This window comes from Ignatzschineria cameli (genome assembly GCF_003121895.1).
Taxonomy (GTDB): Bacteria; Pseudomonadota; Gammaproteobacteria; order Cardiobacteriales; family Wohlfahrtiimonadaceae; genus Ignatzschineria; species Ignatzschineria cameli.
This window is the reverse complement of record NZ_QEWW01000004.1, coordinates 20,187-39,450: the sequence shown is the minus strand read 5'-3', so window position 1 is coordinate 39,450 and position 19,264 is coordinate 20,187. Positions and strand designations below refer to the sequence as shown.

Genomic DNA, 19,264 nt, shown 5'->3' with positions numbered 1-19,264 from the left:
TAGGAATGGCGGAAAAGGGACAAGAGAGCTATCGGCTCGATCAATATCTGCAGTTAGCGATGGAGGTTTCTCGTAAAGAGGCGGGGAAAATCATTCGTAATGGGTGGATCACAGTCAATGGTGAGGAGATTCGCGCCCGCGATTTTAAGGTGAGTGAATCGGATCAAATCGAGATCGATGGTGAGCCGCTGATCTATAGCAGTCAGCCTCGCTATTTTATGCTCTATAAGCCGGCAGGATATGTCTCAAGTCATCGTCATGATGGGCATATCTCACTCTTTAAATTATTGGAAAATGAGCGCGCTTTGGAACGCTTACATATCGCGGGTCGCCTTGATGCCGATACCACGGGAATGGTCTTAATTACTGATGATGGTGCATGGTCTCACCGCGTAACACATCCGACGGATCGAGCCTCAGATGATATTGAGAAGGTATATGAGATTGAGCTTGCAAGGCTGATGAGCTCTGAGATGGTGGCTCAGCTTGAAGCGGGTGTTGAATTACGAGGGGATGATCTTATCACAAAGCCGGCAAAGGTGGAGATACTCTCGGAACGGGAGATTCGACTCACATTAACAGAGGGGCGTTATCATCAGGTTAAGCGGATGTTAGCCGCTGTGGGAAATCATGTTGAGAGATTGCATCGATCACAAATTGGTCATCTAACATTAGATGGATTACGAGAGGGTGAATATCGCCCTTTGACAGAAGCAGAGATTAAAGGATTTTAGAGATGGCTGAAGCAAGTATTGCGCTCTTTCGAGATAGTGCGTTGATAGGTGAAGGGAGAGGGTTATTGATTGCAGATGAGAGTTTTGAGCTCTCCGGCATCAGTGCGCGGGATAATATTCGTTACATCACCAATCGTAAGGATATTGATCATGCTCTGCAAGTGATCGGTTTTGATGGCAATTTAAGCGACTTTGAATTAGAAGAGGCTCCTGATAACCATTTTGACTTTATTCTCTTTAGACTCAATAAGGCTAAAGTTTTAACCCATTATCTTTTAGAGTCTGCGGCGCGTCTCTTGAAGGTGGGGGGTAGCCTTATTTTGACCGGAAATAATCAAGAGGGAATTAAGAGTGTTATTAAGCATGCGGAGAAGATGGGGCATTTAGCAGAGCTTGAGCTCTTAGGAAAAGGGTTGCGTTATGCGCGTATTGTTAAGGAAGCAGATAAAAGTCTCGATCTAAATGGGGCAGAGTATCGTCAATTTTTAGAGATTCAGGATGAGGCGCAAGCGCTCACCTTTGTCAGTAAGCCGGGAATTTATGGTTATAAAAAGATCGATGAAGGGAGTCGTTTTTTAGCTGAAACACTCAATAGTGATCCTTTTGCTTTAGAAGGAAAGGTTTTAGATCTAGGGTGTGGATATGGTTATCTTGCGGCATCGGTAGGAAAAAATAGTAAGATCGAGCAGTTAGTAGCAACCGATTGTAATGTCGCGGCTGTTCAGCTTGCCGCCTATAATCTTGAGAATATGGGGATAGAGGCGCTTGTAACGCTCGATGATTGTGGTTCTGCTTTAGAGGATCGTAGCTTTGATCGCATTATCTGTAATCCCCCATTTCATCAAGGCTTTGGAACTTCTAAAGAGTTGACGGTAAAATTTGTTGAAAATAGTAAGCGTCTACTGCGTCGTCGAGGCATTGCCTACTTTGTGGTTAATAAGTTTTTAGCCATCGAAGAGATCTGTTATGCCCAATATGTGAAAGCGACAGAGATCGCCACCAATAATCACTTTAAGATTCTTAAATTAGAACGAGTGAAGTAAAGTTTCTGATTATCTTGAGTATCATTTTGTTGTTAAAGTAGGGATATTTGCCGGCGATTAAGATCGCCAACTGCCGGCGCGTGATTGATGGAAGTACGCGATAGTGAGGACCGGCAGCGTTCAAGCTTTTTTGTTGTGATAAATGATTCTTAAAAGAGATTGTTGAGCGGCGGGAGCTCACTGTTTCGTTCTTTTCACCACTGCATGCCCACCGGTTGGCATCCTTGATGCCGTGAAGATTTCGTTCTTTCGCCACTGCATGCCCGCCATTCGGCATCTTCGACACCGGGACGATATCGTTAAAAGAGCGATATTTGCCGGCATGAGGTTTGTGAAAGCATGCGATAGTGATTTCCGGCAACTCAATAGCTTTATTTATTTCAATTAATCATTCTTAAGAGAGATTGTGGAGCGGTGGGAACCTACTATTTCGTTCTTTTGCCACTGCATGCCCACCGGTTGGCATCCTTGATGTCGTGAAGATTTCGTTCTTCCGCCGGCGCATGCCTGCCATTCGGCATCTTCGACACCGGGACGATATCGTTAAAAGAGCGATATTTGCCGGCATGAGATTTGTGAAAGCATGCGATAGTGATTTCCGGCAACTCAACAGCTTTATTTATTTCAATTAATCATTCTTAAGAGAGATTGTGGAGCGGTGGGAACCTACTATTTCGTTCTTTTCACCACTGCATGCCTGCCGGTTTGGCACCGATGATGTTAGAGAAATTGAGGATAAAAGAAAGCCCGAAGTGTTTATCTTCGGGCTTTTGCTTTTTATTTGATGCTATCTGTGAAAGATAGATCTTATATAACTGATACCTTAATTACTTCTTAGGACCCACTTTAGCAAGTTCAGCACCTAATTTTGTATCGGTATACTTGTCAAAGTTGTTCTCAAAGAGTTCAGCAAGTTTTTCTGCTTTCTCTGTCCACTCAGCTGGATCTGCGTAGGTGTTACGTGGATCTAAGATTGTTGAGTCAACATCTGCAACTGCTTTTGGCACTTCGAGATTGAAGATTGGAATAATCTCTGTCTCTTCTTTATCAATATCACCACTTAAGATTGCATTGATAATGTTACGTGTATCTTTAAGAGAGATACGTTTACCTGTACCATTCCAACCAGTGTTCACTAAGTATGCTGATGCACCTGCTTCTTCCATACGTTTTACCAATACTTCAGCGTATTGTGTTGGGTGAAGAAGAAGGAATGCCGCACCGAAACATGCTGAGAAAGTTGGTGTTGGCTCAGTAATACCACGCTCAGTACCTGCAAGTTTAGAGGTAAAGCCTGAAAGGAAGTAGTATTGCATCTGCTCAGGTGTTAATTTCGATACCGGTGGGATAACACCGAAAGCATCTGCAGTTAAGAAGATAACTTTCTTCGCAGGACCTGCTTTTGATACAGGCTCTACAATGTTTTCAATATGGTAGATCGGGTATGAAACACGAGTATTTTCTGTTTTTGATGCATCATCAAAATCGACAGAACCATCTTCTTTGATAACAACGTTTTCAAGAAGCGCATCACGACGAATCGCACCATAGATCTCTGGCTCATGCTCTTTTGAGAGGTTGATTGTTTTTGCATAGCAACCCCCTTCAAAGTTGAAGACACCATCATCATCCCAACCATGCTCATCATCACCAATTAATTGACGATTAGGGTCTGTTGAAAGTGTTGTTTTACCTGTTCCTGAAAGACCGAAGAAGATCGCTGTTTCGCCATCTTTACCTACGTTTGCAGAGCAGTGCATTGAAGCGATGCCTTTTAATGGGAGAAGATAGTTCATAACAGAGAAGAGACCTTTCTTCATCTCGCCGCCGTACCAAGTACCACCAATTAACTGCATATTTTCAGTTAAGTTGAACGCAACGAAAGTTTCAGAGTTAAGACCCATCTCTTTGTAGTTCTTATTGGTAACTTTTGCACCATTGAGAACGGTAAAGTCAGGCTTAAAGTTTTTAAGCTCTTCTTCGCTTGGGCGAATGAACATGTTCTTAACAAAGTGCGCTTGCCATGCAACTTCAGTCACAAAGCGAACCGCGAGGCGAGTCTCTTCGTTAGCACCACAGAAACCATCGATAACAAAGAGGCGTTTGCCTGATAACTGGTCTAATACGAGCTCTTTTAATTGTGCCCATACTTCTTCAGTAATTGGTTTGTTATCATTTTTACCTTTGCCGGAATCTGCCCACCAAACGGTATCTTTAGTCGTTTCATCACGAACAATATATTTATCTTTAGGCGAGCGACCTGTATAAATACCAGTATCTACACCGACGGCACCTAGGTTTGTGACAGTCCCTTTATCATAGCCTGTAAGGCTTGGGTCAGTCTCTTCCTTGAAAAGAACATCATAGCTTGGATTGTATATAACTTCTGTTGCGGTAATACCTTGTGCTTTTAGATCGTCAATAATCTGTTGTGACATGTCTCTCGTTTCCTAAAAATTTAATTCAAAAAATAAACACACCTTGTTTATGGGGAAGTATGATAACTAATAAACTACAAAAATACTACAAAAAAGTGGCTAAATTTAGAGCGCTTCTTTGAACTTATTGATTTTATTGTTGAGTTTTATTAAAAAACTATTCCATAAACGATGGAATATCCCGGTTTTCTCAACATTATCGAGCGCAATAACGGGGAAACTGTAGAGAAGATGCTTGTCGATATAGAACTCTAAATTCCCGATCTGCTCCCCTTTTGTGATGGGTGCTTCTAAGCCAGGATTGATCTGAATCTGTGCTTTGAGATTATCATATTGCACGCGAGGAAGTGTCGCTGTGATGCTTTCGCTAACGCCTACCGGTACCTGCTTCTCAATTCCATGAAGGACATTTGCCTCGGCAATCACTTCATTAGCGCTATAGAGCTGTTTTCGGTCAAAGTTGTTGAATGCGAAGTTGATCAGCTCACGCGATACGCGTTGGCGATACGCTTCAGTATCTGCTCCCATTACAATCACAATAACTCGAAATCCATTACGCTCTGCACTTGAAGCAAGGGCATAACCCGCACTGCTTGTATGACCTGTCTTAATGCCATCAACGGAAGGATCTTCCCAAAGGAGTGTGTTGCGATTGTTCTGTTTAATGTTATTCCATGTAAAGGTTTTTTGGGAATAATATTTGTAGTGATCTGGGAAATTATTGATCAATGCTCGTGAGAGGATCGCAAGATCGTAAGCTGTTGTAAGATGCTCTGGGTCAGGCAGGCCACTAGCATTCTTAAAGTGGCTCTTCTTCATGCCTAATTCTGCCGCTTTTTCGTTCATCTTAATGGCAAAAGCCTCTTCGGAGACCGCGACATGTTCTGCAAGAGCAACCGCTGCATCGTTCCCCGATTGTACAATTAGTCCCTGTAAGAGATTATCGACAGAGACCAATGTTCCTTCCTCAACAAACATTCTTGATCCCGGCATATTGCGAGATTTAGAGGAGATGAGAACTTGATCATTATGGTTGATAAGACCTTTTTCGATCGCATCGGCAATGACATAATCGGTCATCACTTTGGTGATACTCGCCGGCTCAAATTGAACGGTACTATTATATTCAGCTAAGACAGCACCGGTATCATAATCCATAATAATCCAAGATTTTACGGCATACTCAGGAAGCTGCAAAGTGCTGGGCGATTGCGCAAATGAGAGTGAAACGGTTGTCATCGCGATCGCGCAAATTTTGAAGATTTTTTTAAACATAGTTGTTTTCATTCTTAAAAGTGGATAACAGTTGTGGATACAGGGAGAGAGAATGCGGCATATCCCGCCTCTTCTCGTGTCGGATAGTTTCCAATATAGACTCGATAGAGCCCTTTATCATACTTGACTTCTGTTGGCTGCTGTAGCCTATTTGCCATACTTCGCTGGAAGTTGATAGCATTTTGTTCGTTCCCAAAAGAGCCGAGCTGAATATGGTAGCTTGCAGCATTCTGTTGCACCGGGCGTTTATCGATCGAAGTTATCGTCGCTGTACTATTTTGCTGCTGATAGCTCTCCTCAATAAACTGGGGCGATGGTGAGCGATATGCATCTCCATCTCCATTGAAATAGGGTTGCTGTGTAGTTGCTGTTGCTGATGCTTGTGGTGGCGGCTCTTGCCAAGTCACTTCGATCGGCTCTCCTTGATAGGAGATTGTACTCTCCTCTAATTTTGCCATCTGTACCGTTCCCGGATTACTCACCTTAATCTCGGCAACAGGATTTTTCTTAGGCTTTTTTGTCGGATCGAGATATTGGTACGGTCCGATTGCTTCGACAATAACAGGCGCCGTACCATTTTTAACCACATCAAGCTCTTTCGCTGCCGCATAGGAGAGGTCGATAATTCGCCCTTTGACAAAAGGACCACGATCATTGACTAAGACGGTGATCGATTTATTTGTCTCTGTATTGGTGACGATAACATAAGAGGGGATAGGAAGTGTCTTATGCGCGGCAGTATAAGCATGCATATTGTAGGGCTCACCACTTGAGGTTGGTTTGCCATGAAACTTATCGCCATACCAAGAGGCCATTCCCTTCTCTTTATATCCCTTCGAAGTGGGTAACAGATGATACGTTTTACCAAATACCACGTAGCTAGCGGGATTTCCCGACTTACTAAGAGGGTGATCTTGAGGTGTTGCCCCTTTAACGCTCGTTCGATATTGATGTTGACCTGTAGAAGAGCAGCTCGCAGCAATGAGAAGTAGCAGCGAGCCAAAAATGATCTTCTGATAACGACCTAATTGCATTAACGAACCCCTTTTCGAATTGCCTCAGCAACTTGATAGACCGCAAGTGCATAGAGTTTAGAGTGGTTATAGCGTGTAATTGCATAGAAGTTTTGATAACCGATCCACCATTCATCCACTTTCGGTTCAGCACTCACCTCAAATTCAAAGAGAGTCACTTTAGCATTAGGTGTTCCTTGTGGAATAATCACCCCAGCATTGCGTAACATCTGGATTGTCTCTTTAGGGGGTGTTAAACGGCCACTCTGTTTAAGAGCTTGATAGGCGAGGTTATTTCTGCTCACTTCAACCTGTTCAGCAATTTTGCCTCCTCTTACCCAGCCACTTTTCATCAGATAGTTACCGACAGAACCGATGGCATCCACCGGATTATTCCAAAGGTCGCGTTTACCATCGCCATCGAAATCCACCGCGTAGGCAAGATAGCTTGATGGCATAAATTGAGGATATCCCATTGCGCCGGCATAGGAACCGCGATAACTAAAGGGATCACCCCCATTTTCATTGAGGATCTTAAAGAAGTTGGCTAATTCGCCCGAGAAGTAGCTCGCGCGTCTTGGGTAATCAAAAGCAAGTGTGGAGAGCGCATCGACCACTTTCCAAGAGCCTTTATTCTGTCCATAGCCGGTCTCAACACCAATAATTGCGGCAATCACAAAGCGATCTACGCCATAGATCTCTTCTGCTCGAAGAAAAGCCTCTTTATATTGGTTGTAAAATTTAACACCATCATTGATTCGCTTCTCAGTTAGGAAGATTGGGCGATATTTACCCCAATTCATCACCCCTTCGGCAGGTCTATTCATTGCGGCGATAATCTTAGGTTGAATCGTTGTGTGATCGAGGATTTCGCTCATCCAGCGAGGATCAAGATTCTGTTCACGACTCACTTTATTGATAAATTCTTGTACATCTTGACGCTGTGCTAAATCGCTCTTGTCGGGGCGAGTATTAGGATTGATCTGTGCCGCGGTCCTTTTAGGTTGAGGGGTTGATCGTTGAATCGATTGTTGAATATGGGCCGGTTCGCTCGCTTGAGATTGCGATAAATTACTCTCGTTAGCACTATTCGATGCGCAGGCGGAGAGCGTCATTGCGCTGATCAATGTTACCGTTAAAAGTCGTAATCTCATTTATTGAATCCTCTTTGTGATAGATGCGGGATGTGAATAGATGTTCATTAATATACCAAAGGAGATAAAGAGAGTCATAATCGAGGTCCCTCCATAGCTAATAAATGGGAGCGGTACTCCGACAACAGGAAGAACGCCGCTCACCATTCCGGTATTAACAAAGACATAGAAAAAGAACACAAGGCAGACAGCGCCTCCAACAAGCTGATAGAAGCTATCCCGAGCATAGTAGGAGATATAGAGTCCGCGCCAAATAATCATAAGATAACAGATTAAGAGGAGAACCGAACCTATTAGTCCAAATTCTTCACCAATAATGGCATAGATAAAGTCGGTGGTGGCTTCCGGCAAAAATTGTAGGGAGACTTGGGTACTATTTTCCCATCCTTTCCCATAGATACCACCAGAGCCGATCGCAATCTTCGACTGGATAATTTGATACCCCTTTCCAAGCGGATCGAGCTCAGGGTTAAGAAAGGTCTCTACACGATCTTTCTGATACTCTTTCATCCCAAAAAACCAGAGTGAGGGAATGGCGATGGCAATAATTCCGAAAGCAATTAAGATATAGCGCCACTGTAATCCTCCTAAAAAGAGCACAATTACGCCAGAGAAGAGGACAATAATCGCCGTTCCGAGATCGGGCTGAAGAAAGATAAGGGCAACGGGAAGGGCGATAAGGAGTAGAGAGCCGATAACATTGAGGAAAGTGGGGGGAATCTTTGTTTTATGGAGATAGTAAGCCACCATCATCGGCACTGCTAACTTGGCAATTTCAGAGGGCTGAAAGCGAAAGAGCTTAAGATCGATCCAGCGGTATGCGCCATTTGCTTCAATCCCGATAAAGATCACGGCAAGAAGGAGAAGAAGAGCCGCAATATAGATAATAGGGGTGAGCTGCTTTAGACGCTCTGGCGGGATAAAAGCGATAATTACCATCATCACAAAGCCGGCAATGATCTTTAATGCTTGAGAGGTGATATAAGCGGTATCATGATTTGATGCACTCCAGAGAACAGCAATACTAAAGAGTGCGAGCATCGAGATAAGAAAGGTTAAAACTGTATCGAGATGAAAGAAGGCGAGTAGCCCTTTGGGCTTCACCTCAATTGTGTGGTAGAGCTCTTCATGTCTCATAACTCATCCTCCTTCGGGTAGAGCTCGCTTCTCTCTATAAGAAGATTATTTTTGGGTGCTTTGGAGCCTAAACGAATATTCATCAATGATTTAAGGTTGGGGATCTCTTTCTCTGGTGGAGAGTCTTTTCCTTCTGAGTCGAAAGGGATCTCTTCAAGGTAGGGCATCGACTCAAGTTCTAGTAGCGGAAGTGTAACGGCTTCCTCTTGGGCAAAAGCACCCTCCTCAGCCTTGACGCGAGCGAGTGTCTCTTTGGCATAAGGGGTATCAAAGTCGAGTAACCAAGCATCTAAAAGTTTTTTCGCAATCGGTGCGGCAACTCTTGAGCCAGATCCTCCATTTTCAACGATAACCGAGATGGCAATTTTGGGGGATTCTACTGGGGCAAAGGCCACATACCAAGCATGATCTCGGTGGCGGCGGTCGAGCTTATTTGCATCATATTTCGCCCCTTGGGCAATTGTCTTCACTTGTGCCGTTCCTGTTTTCCCCGCTGTTTTATAGTGATCTGATTTTGTCGCTCTTGCGGTTCCTCTTGCACCGTGGACAACCGCAACCATTCCATCGATCGCCACATCCCAATACTTCTCATCTTTGAGGACGATCGGTTTGATAGGGTTGGGAATAACAAACTCCTTCTGATTGGAGGGTGGCATTGCTGTTGCCCCTAAGATATGGGGTTCAAAGGCCTCTCCTCGCATCCCGACAATGGCGGTGGCTTGTGCAATCTGAAGCGGAGTTGTTAACCAATAGCTCTGGCCAATCCCCGCAGTGATCGTATCACCGGTATACCAGGGTTGCTTAAATCGCTGACGCTTATATTCAGGCGTTGGTGCTACTCCCTTCGATTCTCCTAAAAGGTCGATATTAGTCGGAGTTCCTAAGGCAAAAGGTTTGAGAAAATCGGTCATAATAGTGACGCCCATATTGTAGGCAAGTTCATAGAAGAAGACATCACAAGAGCGCTCGATCGATTTTCGGAGATCAGAGGGGCCATAGTAGCCCATATCTCTAAATTTATGGCTATTGCCGGGAACCGAGAAGTATCCCTTACAGTTGATAATGGTATTTTCTGTAATAAAGTCATTTTCAAGACCAGCAAGGCCGATCTGTGGCTTAATCACCGATCCAGGGGGGTAGAGCCCCTGCATAACACGATTGAGAAAAGGGGTGGAAGGATCATTATTGAGCTCATTAAAATCTTTATGAGTAATGCCATCGACAAAGAGATTAGGATCGTAGGTCGGTTTTGAGACAAAGGCGAGCACATCACCACTTTGAGGATCGAGCGCGACAATTGCACCATCATAATCTTCAAGCGCCTCTTCGGCGAGAATTTGAAGACGAAGATCGAGCGTTAGATAGATATTTTTCCCAGGGACAGGGGGGACTTCATCGATTTTGCGGACAGTACGACCGGAAGAGCTCGCCTCGACAGTCTCAAAGCCCATCGAGCCTCGTAAGATATGTTCAAAGCTCTTTTCCGCTCCTCGTTTACCGATGTGGGTGATGCCGCTATACTCATGCTGCAATCCTTGCTCTTCAATCTCTTTAAGATCTCGGGTATCAACTCTTCCCACATAGCCGATAGCATGCACCGCACGGTTTTTATAAGGGTAGACGCGGACGAGATCTGCTTGTAGATTGACACCATTGAGCTTATGCAGATTGATCGCAATCAGCGCCGATTCCTCTTCCGTTAACCCCTTTTTAAGGACGACACTCTCTTGACGATTAGAGCGACGAAGGCCACGTTCAAATTGCTTGATCTCCTCTTCGGTGAGTGGAACAAGAGTATTGATCTCAGCTAAAACCTGATCGAGAGGGAGTGTTAAATCTTGCCGAACAATCTCTAAATTATAGATGGGGATATTGGTGGCTAATACTTCACCATTACGATCAAAGATCTGCCCGCGAGTTGGGGGAAGAGGAAGAAGCTTGATGCGATTATCATTTGAGCGCGTAGTATAGAGTTCATGCTCAATGACTTGAAGGTGGAAGAGTCGCCCCATGAGGAAGAGAAAACCACAAAGAACGAGAATAGCGCATAAGATCGCCCGCCCTAGAAAGAGCGAGTTGCTATTGGTCTTCTTCTTATTGCGAGTTACATTCATAGGTTTATCTAATCTATCTGCTGTCTAAAGCTCTATTTTTATGAGTAGAAAGTATTGGTTTAGAGTGATTAATACTGATCAATATCGATTCAATACCGATCAATAGAGAGCCGATCTACTTATCAGTGATACCAAAAACGTCACAGATCTCCGAAAGAAGAATATTGAGAATCGGCCATAAGAGGCTAGAGACAACTATCGGTATCACCCAATGGGTAAAGCTAGGAGTTGAATTACCTAAAATGCCATTCACCCAGATGGTAATAAGAGATTGTATGATCAAAAGTATAGGGATAAGGCAGGTCTTTACCGGTAATGTGAAAGATTTTATCCGAGGATAGTAACGTTTTACAATATAGCAAAGCAGTGCAAAGGTAAATCCATGCAGGCCCCAGACAAAGGATTTAGAGATATCGAGAAGGAGTCCCATCAGCCAAGCAGAACCGATGCCAAAGTGTCTCTGCAATTTAATTGCCCAAAAGAGCATGGTCATGGTGGTCCAGTTAGGACGAATCGCCTCAAAAAAGTTGGGCATCGAGATGGTATCTAACACAATGGCGATACCAAAAGTGATCAAAATAATAATAAATCGTTTAATGAAGGTCATCATACTCTCCCGGCGTTAAGATTAAGACCTCACGAATTCGATCTAACTTGGCAGTAGGGGTTGCAATAATTTTTGCAAAATAACCTGTGGAATCGACTGTAATTGTCTTGATTACAGCAACAGGATAACCTTGGGGGAAGCGCTCATCTAATCCCGATGTAACAAGTAGGTCGCCCACCTTTACATCATCATCGAAAGCGATATTGGAGATCTCAATCTCATTGAGCTTGCCATTACCATTTGCAATCCCACGAATCCCATTACGATTGACCTCCACCGGGAGTGAATGGTGAGGGTCTGTAATGAGAATTACTTTGCTTGAAGAGGGGGAGACAGAGACTGTTTGCCCTACAATTCCAAGATTATTTAAGACGGGAAGATTCTCCTTAACGCCCTGATTAGCACCACGATTGAGTAGCACAATATGGCGGTAAGGATCGGAATTGATATTGATCAGTTGAGCAATAATCGTGGAGTGATCGAGCTTTGAGGAGGATTGTAACAGCAGGCGTAGACGCCTATTCTCTGCAGTTAAAGCTGCCATCTGTTGCGTTTCATAAGCAAGATAGAGCTCTTTCTCTTCTAATGTGGCAATCCGTTGTAGCAGCTCCTCTTTTTCGGTATACCACTGTTTTAAAGTCTCAATCCCTCGGTAAGGGGCTTCAGCAATTAAAGAGAGTGGATGAATCATCTCTTCAAGGTAATATTTAGGGAGTCGAAGGTAGGGGGTCCGATGATCAAGAAACATTAAGGCGATCGAGAGCAAGCAGAAAAAAATCGTTTTTCCTTTTAGGCCAAAGCTTTGGAACTCAAACTGTTCCTGCCCTTTATCTTGCTTATCCATAAATGTTCGCTCGTTTACTGCAAAAAATAGTGGGTGAAAGAGGCGAGGCGCCATCTTGCGGATGATAGAGAAACCCCTACCGAGAGATTCAAGATAGGGGCTTTGCTATTTTTTTAGTGCGCTCTTAAAGATTCTACTTTAAGTTTTGTCTTAAGTTCTACTCTAAGCCGAAAGCATTATAACCGTAGACGCCTTGAAGCTCGAGCGCTTTTCCACCTCCGCGAACGACACAGGTCAGCGGATCATCAGCAATCAGTGCATCTAAGCCGGTCTCTTCAGAGATCAATTGATCGATATTACGAAGAAGCGCACCGCCTCCTGTGATTACAATACCACGCTCAGAGATATCTGCTGCAAGCTCAGGTGGTGTAGACTCTAACGCTAATTGAACGGCGCTGACAATTCCTTGTAGCGGTTCCATTAAGGCTTCTAAGATCTCATTAGAGGTAAGAGAGAAGGTTCTTGGTAAGCCTTCACTTAAGTTTCGGCCACGCACCTGTGTCTCTAACACTTCTGCTGTCGGGAAGGCAGTGCCGATATCTTTTTTGATTCGTTCTGCGGTAGGTTCCCCAATGAGCATGCCATAATTTCGGCGAACGTAGTTGATAATCGCCTCATCAAAGGTATCTCCACCGATACGAACAGAGTTAGCATAAACAATACCGGTTAGGGAGATTACAGCGACTTCAGATGTTCCGCCCCCAATATCGAGGACCATCGATCCAGTTGCCTCATGGACAGGAATGCCGGCACCTAAAGCTGCAGCCATCGGTTCTGGAATAAGGCGAGCTTCGAGAGCCCCGGCACTTTCAGCCGCCTCTTTAATCGCACGGCGCTCAACATGGGTTGCGCCAGATGGAACACAGACAATAACGCGAGGGTTAGGACGCCCTAAGAAGATATTGCGCTTGAGGACTTGGTTAATAAAGTTTTCGAGCATAATCTCTGTTTTCGGAAGATCGGCAATCACACCATCTTTCAGTGGGCGAGTTGTTTCGATCGTATCGGGCGTTCTACCGAGCATTAATTTTGCCTCTTGACCCACTGCAGAGAGACGCGGGCGCCCCGTTTTTAGATCGCGCTCGATGGCGACGACAGAAGGTTCATTTAACACGATCCCTTGACCGCGCATATAAATCAGAGTGTTTGCCGTACCGAGATCAATAGAGAGATCTCTGGAAAAGAAAGCCTTCAAACGTTTTGGGATCATAATTAATACTCAATGTGAATTCGGTTAACGTATTAACCTGCCGATCAAATCTTTACTTACTACTTTACTGACTATCTATTACTTGATTATTTGTCTTTATTTGCTGATCAATCTATTGCTATCCTATCTATCGCTTGCAACGGAGCGATCTATTGATAGGTAATCGATATATCAATCAAATATTTAATTAATATCAAGTTTTAATATCAAGTTGTATAAAGCTTTGAGTAACTCTTCTTATAAAGTAGGCAGGCTCCTAGAAAATAAGGTACGATTATAGCAATTAATGGCGCCAGATGATTAAAATATTAGAAAATTTTTATTGTTATCGAGTCTTGAAGGAGAATTAGATGGGTCGTAAAAAGCAGTTTGTAGCGGGTAACTGGAAGATGAATGGATCACTTGCGGAGAATCGTGAGCTTCTCAATGAGTTGATGGAGCTTGTCAAAGATGCCGATGCTGAAGTGGTTGTTTTCCCCCCAGCGATCTATATTCAGCAAGTCGCTTCCATTACAGAAGGGAGCAATATTAAAGTGGGAATTCAAAATGTCTCGGCAGAAGCGAAGGGCGCCTTTACAGGTGAGATCTCTTTAGCGATGGTAGAAGATTTTGGATGTCGCTATGTATTAATTGGTCACTCAGAGCGTAGAACCCTCTATGGTGAGACCGATGCCGATGTGGCGAAAAAGATGAAAGCGGTGGTTGATGCCGGTTTAATTCCCGTTATCTGTGTGGGTGAAACTTTGGAAGAGCGGGAAGCTGGAGAGACTGAAGCGGTTATCAAAAAGCAGTTAACCTCAGTGATCGATGCGATTGGAATTGAAGCATTTAAGAATGCCATTATTGCATATGAGCCTGTTTGGGCGATCGGGACGGGTAAAACAGCGACGCCAGAAGAAGCAGAGAGTGTTCATGATTTTATTCTCTGTACTTTAAAAAGTTACGATGATAAAATATCGAACCTTGTAAGAGTGGTTTATGGCGGTAGCGTGAATGCATCAAATGTAGAATCACTCTTTGCACAAGAGAATATTGATGGGGCTCTCGTTGGAGGCGCATCGTTGAAAGCTAAAGAGTTTGCAAAGATTGTTTTAGCCTAATTTTAGGATAAGGTAGAGTAAGAAAGATGCTTGAAAATCTAATTTATGTTCTTCATGTTGTAGTATGTCTTATTATTATTGCATTAGTACTTGTACAGCAAGGTAAGGGCGCGAATATAGGTGCTTCTTTCGGACAGGGCGCATCAGGTACGGTGTTCGGTGCGGCGGGGAAAGCGAACTTTCTCGCACGTCTTACGAAGTGGATGGTTGCGCTTTTTTTCATTACAAGTCTTGTAATGATGTTTAATTCAGGTAAGATTAGCGCTAGCAGTAGTGTGATCGATTCACTCCCAATTCAGGAAGTTCCTGTGATTGGTGGCAGTGAGCCTGTAACGAAGTAACTCTGCAGCAGATTTTAAAAGTTATGCCGGCGTGGTGGAATTGGTAGACACGCTACCTTGAGGTGGTAGTGCCTAACAGCGTCCCAGTTCAAATCTGGGCGTCGGTACCAACAGAGATCCTAGATAGTGAAAGCTATCTAGGATTTTTTTATTTTTCTATTAAATACATTTTGTTGAATATATTTTTAGTAAGAACCGGCAATGTTCAGCTTATTTTTTGATGAATGATTCTTAAGAAGATTCATTGAGCTGCGGGAACCAACTATTGCACTCTTTTCACCACTGCATGCCCGCCACTCGGCACTTTCAGTGCCGATGATAAAGTATCGCTAATTGCCGGCAATTGAGATTGCCCTCTGCCGGCGCGAGATTGATGGAAATATGCGATAGTGAGGACCGGCAGCGTTCAGCCTATTTTTTGATGAATGATTCTTAAGAAGATTCATTGAGGGGGCGGGAACCGACTATTGCACTCTTTTCACCACTGCATGCCCGCCAATCGGCGCTTTCATTGCCGATGATAAAGTATCGCTAATTACCGGCAACTCATCTGCCAGTGTTGTTTCAACAAATAAGAAAATCTGTGGAGCGGTGGGAGCTTACTATTTCATTCTTTTAACTAGTGTATGCCCACCATTTGGCATCGATGATGCCGGGAATATTTTCTATCTAACAAATATTTGCCGGTAATTGAGATTGCCCTCTGCCGGCGCGAGATTGATGGAAATATGCGATAGTGAGGACCGGCAGCGTTCAGCCTATTTTTTGATGAATGATTCTTAAGAAGATTCATTGAGGGGCGGGAACCGACTATTGCACTCTTTTCACTACTGCATGCCCGCCAATCGGCGCTTTCATTGCCGATGATAAAGTATCGCTAATTACCGGCAACTCATCTGCCAGTGTTGTTTCAACAAATAAGAAAATCTGTGGAGCGGTGGGAGTTTACTATTTCATTCTTTTAACCGGTGCATGCCCGCCATTTGGCATTGATAATGCCGGGAGTATTTACTGTTTTGTATTATTTTTTCTCATCTGCTTGTTTTATGTTGGGAAGGGTTGTAATATTGTTTTCCTCAATTCAGCAAGCAGTTTAAAAGTTGATTGAGTAATGCCGGCGTGGTGGAATTGGTAGACACGCTACCTTGAGGTGGTAGTGCGTAACTGCGTCCCAGTTCAAATCTGGGCGTCGGTACCATACAAAGAGAAGCTCTAGTAGAAATGCTAGAGCTTTTTGCTTTTTTGTCCAATTTTTATTAGCGCTTCTTAAGTTTTTTTGTATTGCGCCGGTAAATATTCCGCCTCTGATATTCTCTTCCCGAAAATACGTCCACTTCACTACGCTTATCTCCATCGATGGGTGCAATCTGAGCATTGAGTTGATCATTTTAGATGATAACGAATAGATGATACCGATGAGAAGAGATAGTTTGATGGAGAGGCGAATGCAGAAATTAGAGCGTTTAGAGCTAAGTTGGCAAGAGCGACGCTTCTTTACAGAGCAGATGGCATTGTTACTTGATGCCGGCGTTCCTTTGACTCAAGCGTTAGTGCTATTAACAACGCATAGTACCCGGCGACGTTTGCAATTTCTCTTTCGAAAACTACAAGAAAGCGTGATGGCAGGGCAAGCGCTCTCGACGGTCTTAGCCTTAGCACCCCGTAGCTTTTCAAGACTCTATCTAGCTTTGATAAGGGTAGGAGAGCGATCAGGGCAATTATCTGCTGTTTTTCACTATCTAGAATCCTTAGAACGCACCGAGCATGAGAGAGTAGCGATGATTCGTAATGCTTTGCGCTATCCATTAACGGTTTTAGTGGTAGCGATAGCTGTTCTACTCTTTATTTTGATTGCAATTGTACCTACCTTTGAATCGATCTATCGCGCTGGCGGTGAATCTCTGCCATTGTTGACACAAAAGGTGATCCAATTTTCCCATTTTCTCTTCTCACCGGCCATGCTCTATTGGCTGACCTCATTTTTGATTTTAGTGTGGGGTATTATTCGCCTCTACGGCGCTGAAGGGCGCTTTCGTTATCAGTTTGATCGAATCGTATTAGAGCTCCCGTTATTGGGGATGATTTTGCAGGAAAGCTTTATTGTCCGCTGTGCGACTGTCTTAAATTTGATGTTACAGAGTGGTGTTACCTTAGTGAATGCGCTTAAGCTTTTTGGCGAGAGCGTTGAAAATCATTATCAGAAGGAGAAGTTGGAGGAGATGATTGCCGCGCTAAGTGCCGGACAATCACTTCATCTGAGTGCAACCGATAGTGGCTTGATGAGTGATGTGGCTTTAACGATGATCTCAATTGGTGAGATGAGTGGAGAGTTAACCTCTGTGATGAAGCGAATTGCCGATTACCATAATGCTCGATTAAAAGGGCGAATTGAAGGGCTTATTGCTCTGATCGATCCGCTATCGTTACTTTTTATTGGTGCTTTAGTCGGTGTAATCTTGATCGCGCTCTATCTACCACTCTTCAATCTTGGATCGGCATTGTAGGGGCATATTATGAGAATGCTATTGAGTGAGCAGAGCCTTTCTGAATCTTCTTTTCTTCAGATAGTGATTTTGATATTGAAGGCGCTTGCCCAATCAGCAACGGTTGCCCTTGGCGTAACGTTACTGACCCTCTGGCTCTGGTGGATTCGTAAAGGAATCTATCTTGCTTTGTGGCGAGAATCAAAAGAGATGAGAGAACCCGGGGAGAATCGAAGATTACAGCTCTTTGAACAACCCTTAAGGTTACTCAATTGGTGTCTACCGCAATGGGTGAGCAATCAAAGATTACGCAGACTTTGGCAGAATCTCTCCTTTCTCTTTCTCCTTTTATGGGGGCTACTATTTCTGCTGACCTTGATTCTCTCTTTTTTCTTTGCCTATTTACTTAAGTGGCAAGATGGCCTTTTTCTGTTGCTTTTACTGCCCTTAATTCTCTTCGATTGTCGTTATTATCTGATTCCAGATCCACTTTTGTATCTCTTTCTCTGGTCGGGACTCTCTCTAGCACTTCTCCATTTAACCCCTTTTGTGGTGGAGGGGGCGCTTTGGGGTGTCATTTTAGGTTATCTCCTTTTTGAGTCTATCTATTGGATAGGGCTACTTTTGAGTAGAAGAGAGGTGATGGGGCGGGGCGATATTAAGCTCTTTGCGGCACTACTTGCTTGGATAGGTGTGGGGAATTTACCATTACTGCTTCTTTTAAGTGCGCTTTTGGGATTGCTCTATGGTGTACTGAGCTATCTCTGGTTATTTTTGCAAGAAGAGAGAAGAGATCAATCGGCAGCGAAAGTGATTCCGTTTGCGCCGGCATTAGGATTTTCAGGTATAATTCTCTACTTTAACTTACAAATTTTCGGTTATTGATCGAAAAAGAGGAGCGATTGCAGCGTATCTACCGGCACATTATCAGAGTCGTAAGGGCGTTGATGCCTTGTCGATGTCTAGTGATATCTAATCGATATCTAATCGATATCTAGTTGATAAGTCGAGTTGAGTGTAGAGTAGGAGAGGTAGCAATGAGGGAGAGTAACAGCGATGGGCGATAAGCGTGATCAATTGATCGTAGATGATCATCATCAAGAAAAGAGTGATTTGGGTAAAAGAGCAAGGTGCCTTCTTTTGACGGGCGGAATAGCAAGTGGTAAGACATTTGTCTCCGATTACCTTGCATCTAAAGGGGCGATGATTATCGATACCGATCAGATCTCTCGCTCGATGACACAAAGCGATAATGAGCAGGGAAGAGCGGCACTTGCAGAGATTCGAGCCTATTTTGGTGCCGATCTCTTTACAGAATCGGGTGAGCTTGATCGGGCAAAGATGCGCGCGCTGATCTTTAATGATCTCAATGCAAAGCAGCAGCTAGAGGCGATTTTGCATGGGCGAATTCGAAGCGCTGTTGAGAAGATGATAGCTGAAGCAGAAAATGTCCCCTATATTGTCGTCGTTGTGCCGGTTATTGATCTAAAATCTCCCTATCTCTTCTTATGTGATGAAGTCTTAGTCGTTGAGGTTCCCTATCAATTACAGTTACAGCGCTTAATGGCGCGTGATAATATTGATCAAGCGTTAGCAGAGAAGATTATTAATGCTCAAATCTCTCGTTTAGATCGACGCAAGTTAGGTAATCATATTATCATCAATGAAAACAATCAGTTTGTGAAGCGGCAACTCGATAAGCTTCATCAACACTATATAGAACCGATCGTTTTGGCTTAGACATGTAGTAGTTGCAGTAGTTGCTGGGGTT

Annotated in this window: 17 protein-coding genes and 2 tRNA genes; 9 read left to right on the top strand and 10 right to left on the bottom strand. The window is 43.8% G+C overall.

Features of this window, described 5'->3' with window-relative positions; all coding sequences use genetic code 11:
• The first annotated feature begins 5 nt into the window (after window positions 1–5).
• Window positions 6–734, top strand: a complete 729-nt coding sequence (locus tag DC077_RS06870) for a pseudouridine synthase (RefSeq protein WP_109201773.1) — start codon at window positions 6–8, stop codon at window positions 732–734.
• Between the two features lie 2 nt (window positions 735–736).
• Window positions 737–1,777, top strand: a complete 1,041-nt coding sequence (locus DC077_RS06865) for a class I SAM-dependent methyltransferase (RefSeq protein ID WP_109201772.1) — start codon at window positions 737–739, stop codon at window positions 1,775–1,777.
• On the opposite strand, the gene DC077_RS10670 is transcribed toward DC077_RS06865, so the two are convergent.
• The 10 genes from DC077_RS10670 to DC077_RS06820 all read right to left on the bottom strand — a co-directional run bounded on the left by DC077_RS10670 (window position 1,755) and on the right by DC077_RS06820 (window position 13,566).
• Complete coding sequence (locus DC077_RS10670) at window positions 1,755–2,138, bottom strand: hypothetical protein (RefSeq protein WP_133243428.1); 384 nt, start codon at window positions 2,136–2,138, stop codon at window positions 1,755–1,757. The genes DC077_RS06865 and DC077_RS10670 overlap by 23 nt on opposite strands.
• Before the next feature lie 466 nt (window positions 2,139–2,604).
• A complete protein-coding gene (gene pckA / locus DC077_RS06860) occupies window positions 2,605–4,215 on the bottom strand; it encodes a phosphoenolpyruvate carboxykinase (ATP) (RefSeq protein ID WP_094567866.1) in 1,611 nt (536 codons plus the stop codon).
• 105 nt (window positions 4,216–4,320) lie between these two features.
• Window positions 4,321–5,454 carry a D-alanyl-D-alanine carboxypeptidase family protein gene (locus DC077_RS06855; RefSeq protein ID WP_162297641.1) on the bottom strand — a complete coding sequence of 378 codons (1,134 nt, stop codon included), beginning with the start codon at window positions 5,452–5,454 and terminating at the stop codon, window positions 4,321–4,323.
• Window positions 5,455–5,504: 50 nt separating this feature from the next.
• Window positions 5,505–6,524 carry a septal ring lytic transglycosylase RlpA family protein gene (locus tag DC077_RS06850; RefSeq protein ID WP_109201769.1) on the bottom strand — a complete coding sequence of 340 codons (1,020 nt, stop codon included), beginning with the start codon at window positions 6,522–6,524 and terminating at the stop codon, window positions 5,505–5,507.
• Window positions 6,524–7,657 carry a lytic murein transglycosylase B gene (mltB, locus tag DC077_RS06845; protein ID WP_109201768.1) on the bottom strand — a complete coding sequence of 378 codons (1,134 nt, stop codon included), beginning with the start codon at window positions 7,655–7,657 and terminating at the stop codon, window positions 6,524–6,526. Before mltB ends, DC077_RS06850 begins: the two co-directional genes overlap by 1 nt.
• Window positions 7,658–8,794 carry a rod shape-determining protein RodA gene (gene rodA / locus DC077_RS06840; RefSeq protein ID WP_109201767.1) on the bottom strand — a complete coding sequence of 379 codons (1,137 nt, stop codon included), beginning with the start codon at window positions 8,792–8,794 and terminating at the stop codon, window positions 7,658–7,660.
• On the bottom strand, window positions 8,791–10,908 hold the full coding sequence (gene mrdA, locus DC077_RS06835; protein WP_109201766.1) for a penicillin-binding protein 2: 2,118 nt from the start codon (window positions 10,906–10,908) through the stop codon (window positions 8,791–8,793). Before mrdA ends, rodA begins: the two co-directional genes overlap by 4 nt.
• Window positions 10,909–11,023: 115 nt before the next feature.
• Window positions 11,024–11,518, bottom strand: coding sequence for a rod shape-determining protein MreD (mreD, locus tag DC077_RS06830; protein WP_109201765.1), 495 nt, complete (start codon window positions 11,516–11,518; stop codon window positions 11,024–11,026).
• Window positions 11,502–12,359: a rod shape-determining protein MreC gene (mreC, locus tag DC077_RS06825; protein ID WP_157953506.1), complete on the bottom strand. Its 858-nt coding sequence runs from the start codon at window positions 12,357–12,359 to the stop codon at window positions 11,502–11,504. Before mreC ends, mreD begins: the two co-directional genes overlap by 17 nt.
• A 157-nt stretch (window positions 12,360–12,516) precedes the next feature.
• Window positions 12,517–13,566 carry a rod shape-determining protein gene (locus tag DC077_RS06820; RefSeq protein ID WP_162297643.1) on the bottom strand — a complete coding sequence of 350 codons (1,050 nt, stop codon included), beginning with the start codon at window positions 13,564–13,566 and terminating at the stop codon, window positions 12,517–12,519.
• Window positions 13,567–13,919: 353 nt separating this feature from the next.
• Between DC077_RS06820 and tpiA the strand changes: the two genes are divergently transcribed.
• From tpiA to coaE, 7 genes are all read left to right on the top strand, one after another.
• Window positions 13,920–14,669, top strand: coding sequence for a triose-phosphate isomerase (tpiA, locus tag DC077_RS06815; protein ID WP_109201762.1), 750 nt, complete (start codon window positions 13,920–13,922; stop codon window positions 14,667–14,669).
• Window positions 14,670–14,695: 26 nt separating this feature from the next.
• Entirely contained in the window at window positions 14,696–15,010 is a 315-nt protein-coding gene (gene secG / locus DC077_RS06810; RefSeq protein ID WP_094567856.1) for a preprotein translocase subunit SecG, read from the top strand.
• A 25-nt stretch (window positions 15,011–15,035) separates the two neighbouring features.
• Window positions 15,036–15,120, top strand: a tRNA-Leu gene (locus tag DC077_RS06805).
• A 1,003-nt stretch (window positions 15,121–16,123) separates the two neighbouring features.
• A tRNA-Leu gene (locus tag DC077_RS06800) sits at window positions 16,124–16,208 on the top strand.
• A 247-nt stretch (window positions 16,209–16,455) separates the two neighbouring features.
• Window positions 16,456–17,514, top strand: a complete 1,059-nt coding sequence (locus DC077_RS06795) for a type II secretion system F family protein (protein WP_162297640.1) — start codon at window positions 16,456–16,458, stop codon at window positions 17,512–17,514.
• Window positions 17,515–17,523: 9 nt separating this feature from the next.
• Complete coding sequence (locus DC077_RS06790; RefSeq protein WP_109201760.1) at window positions 17,524–18,378, top strand: prepilin peptidase; 855 nt, start codon at window positions 17,524–17,526, stop codon at window positions 18,376–18,378.
• A 171-nt stretch (window positions 18,379–18,549) separates the two neighbouring features.
• Complete coding sequence (gene coaE / locus DC077_RS06785; RefSeq protein WP_109201759.1) at window positions 18,550–19,233, top strand: dephospho-CoA kinase; 684 nt, start codon at window positions 18,550–18,552, stop codon at window positions 19,231–19,233.
• The last annotated feature ends 31 nt before the right edge of the window (window positions 19,234–19,264 follow it).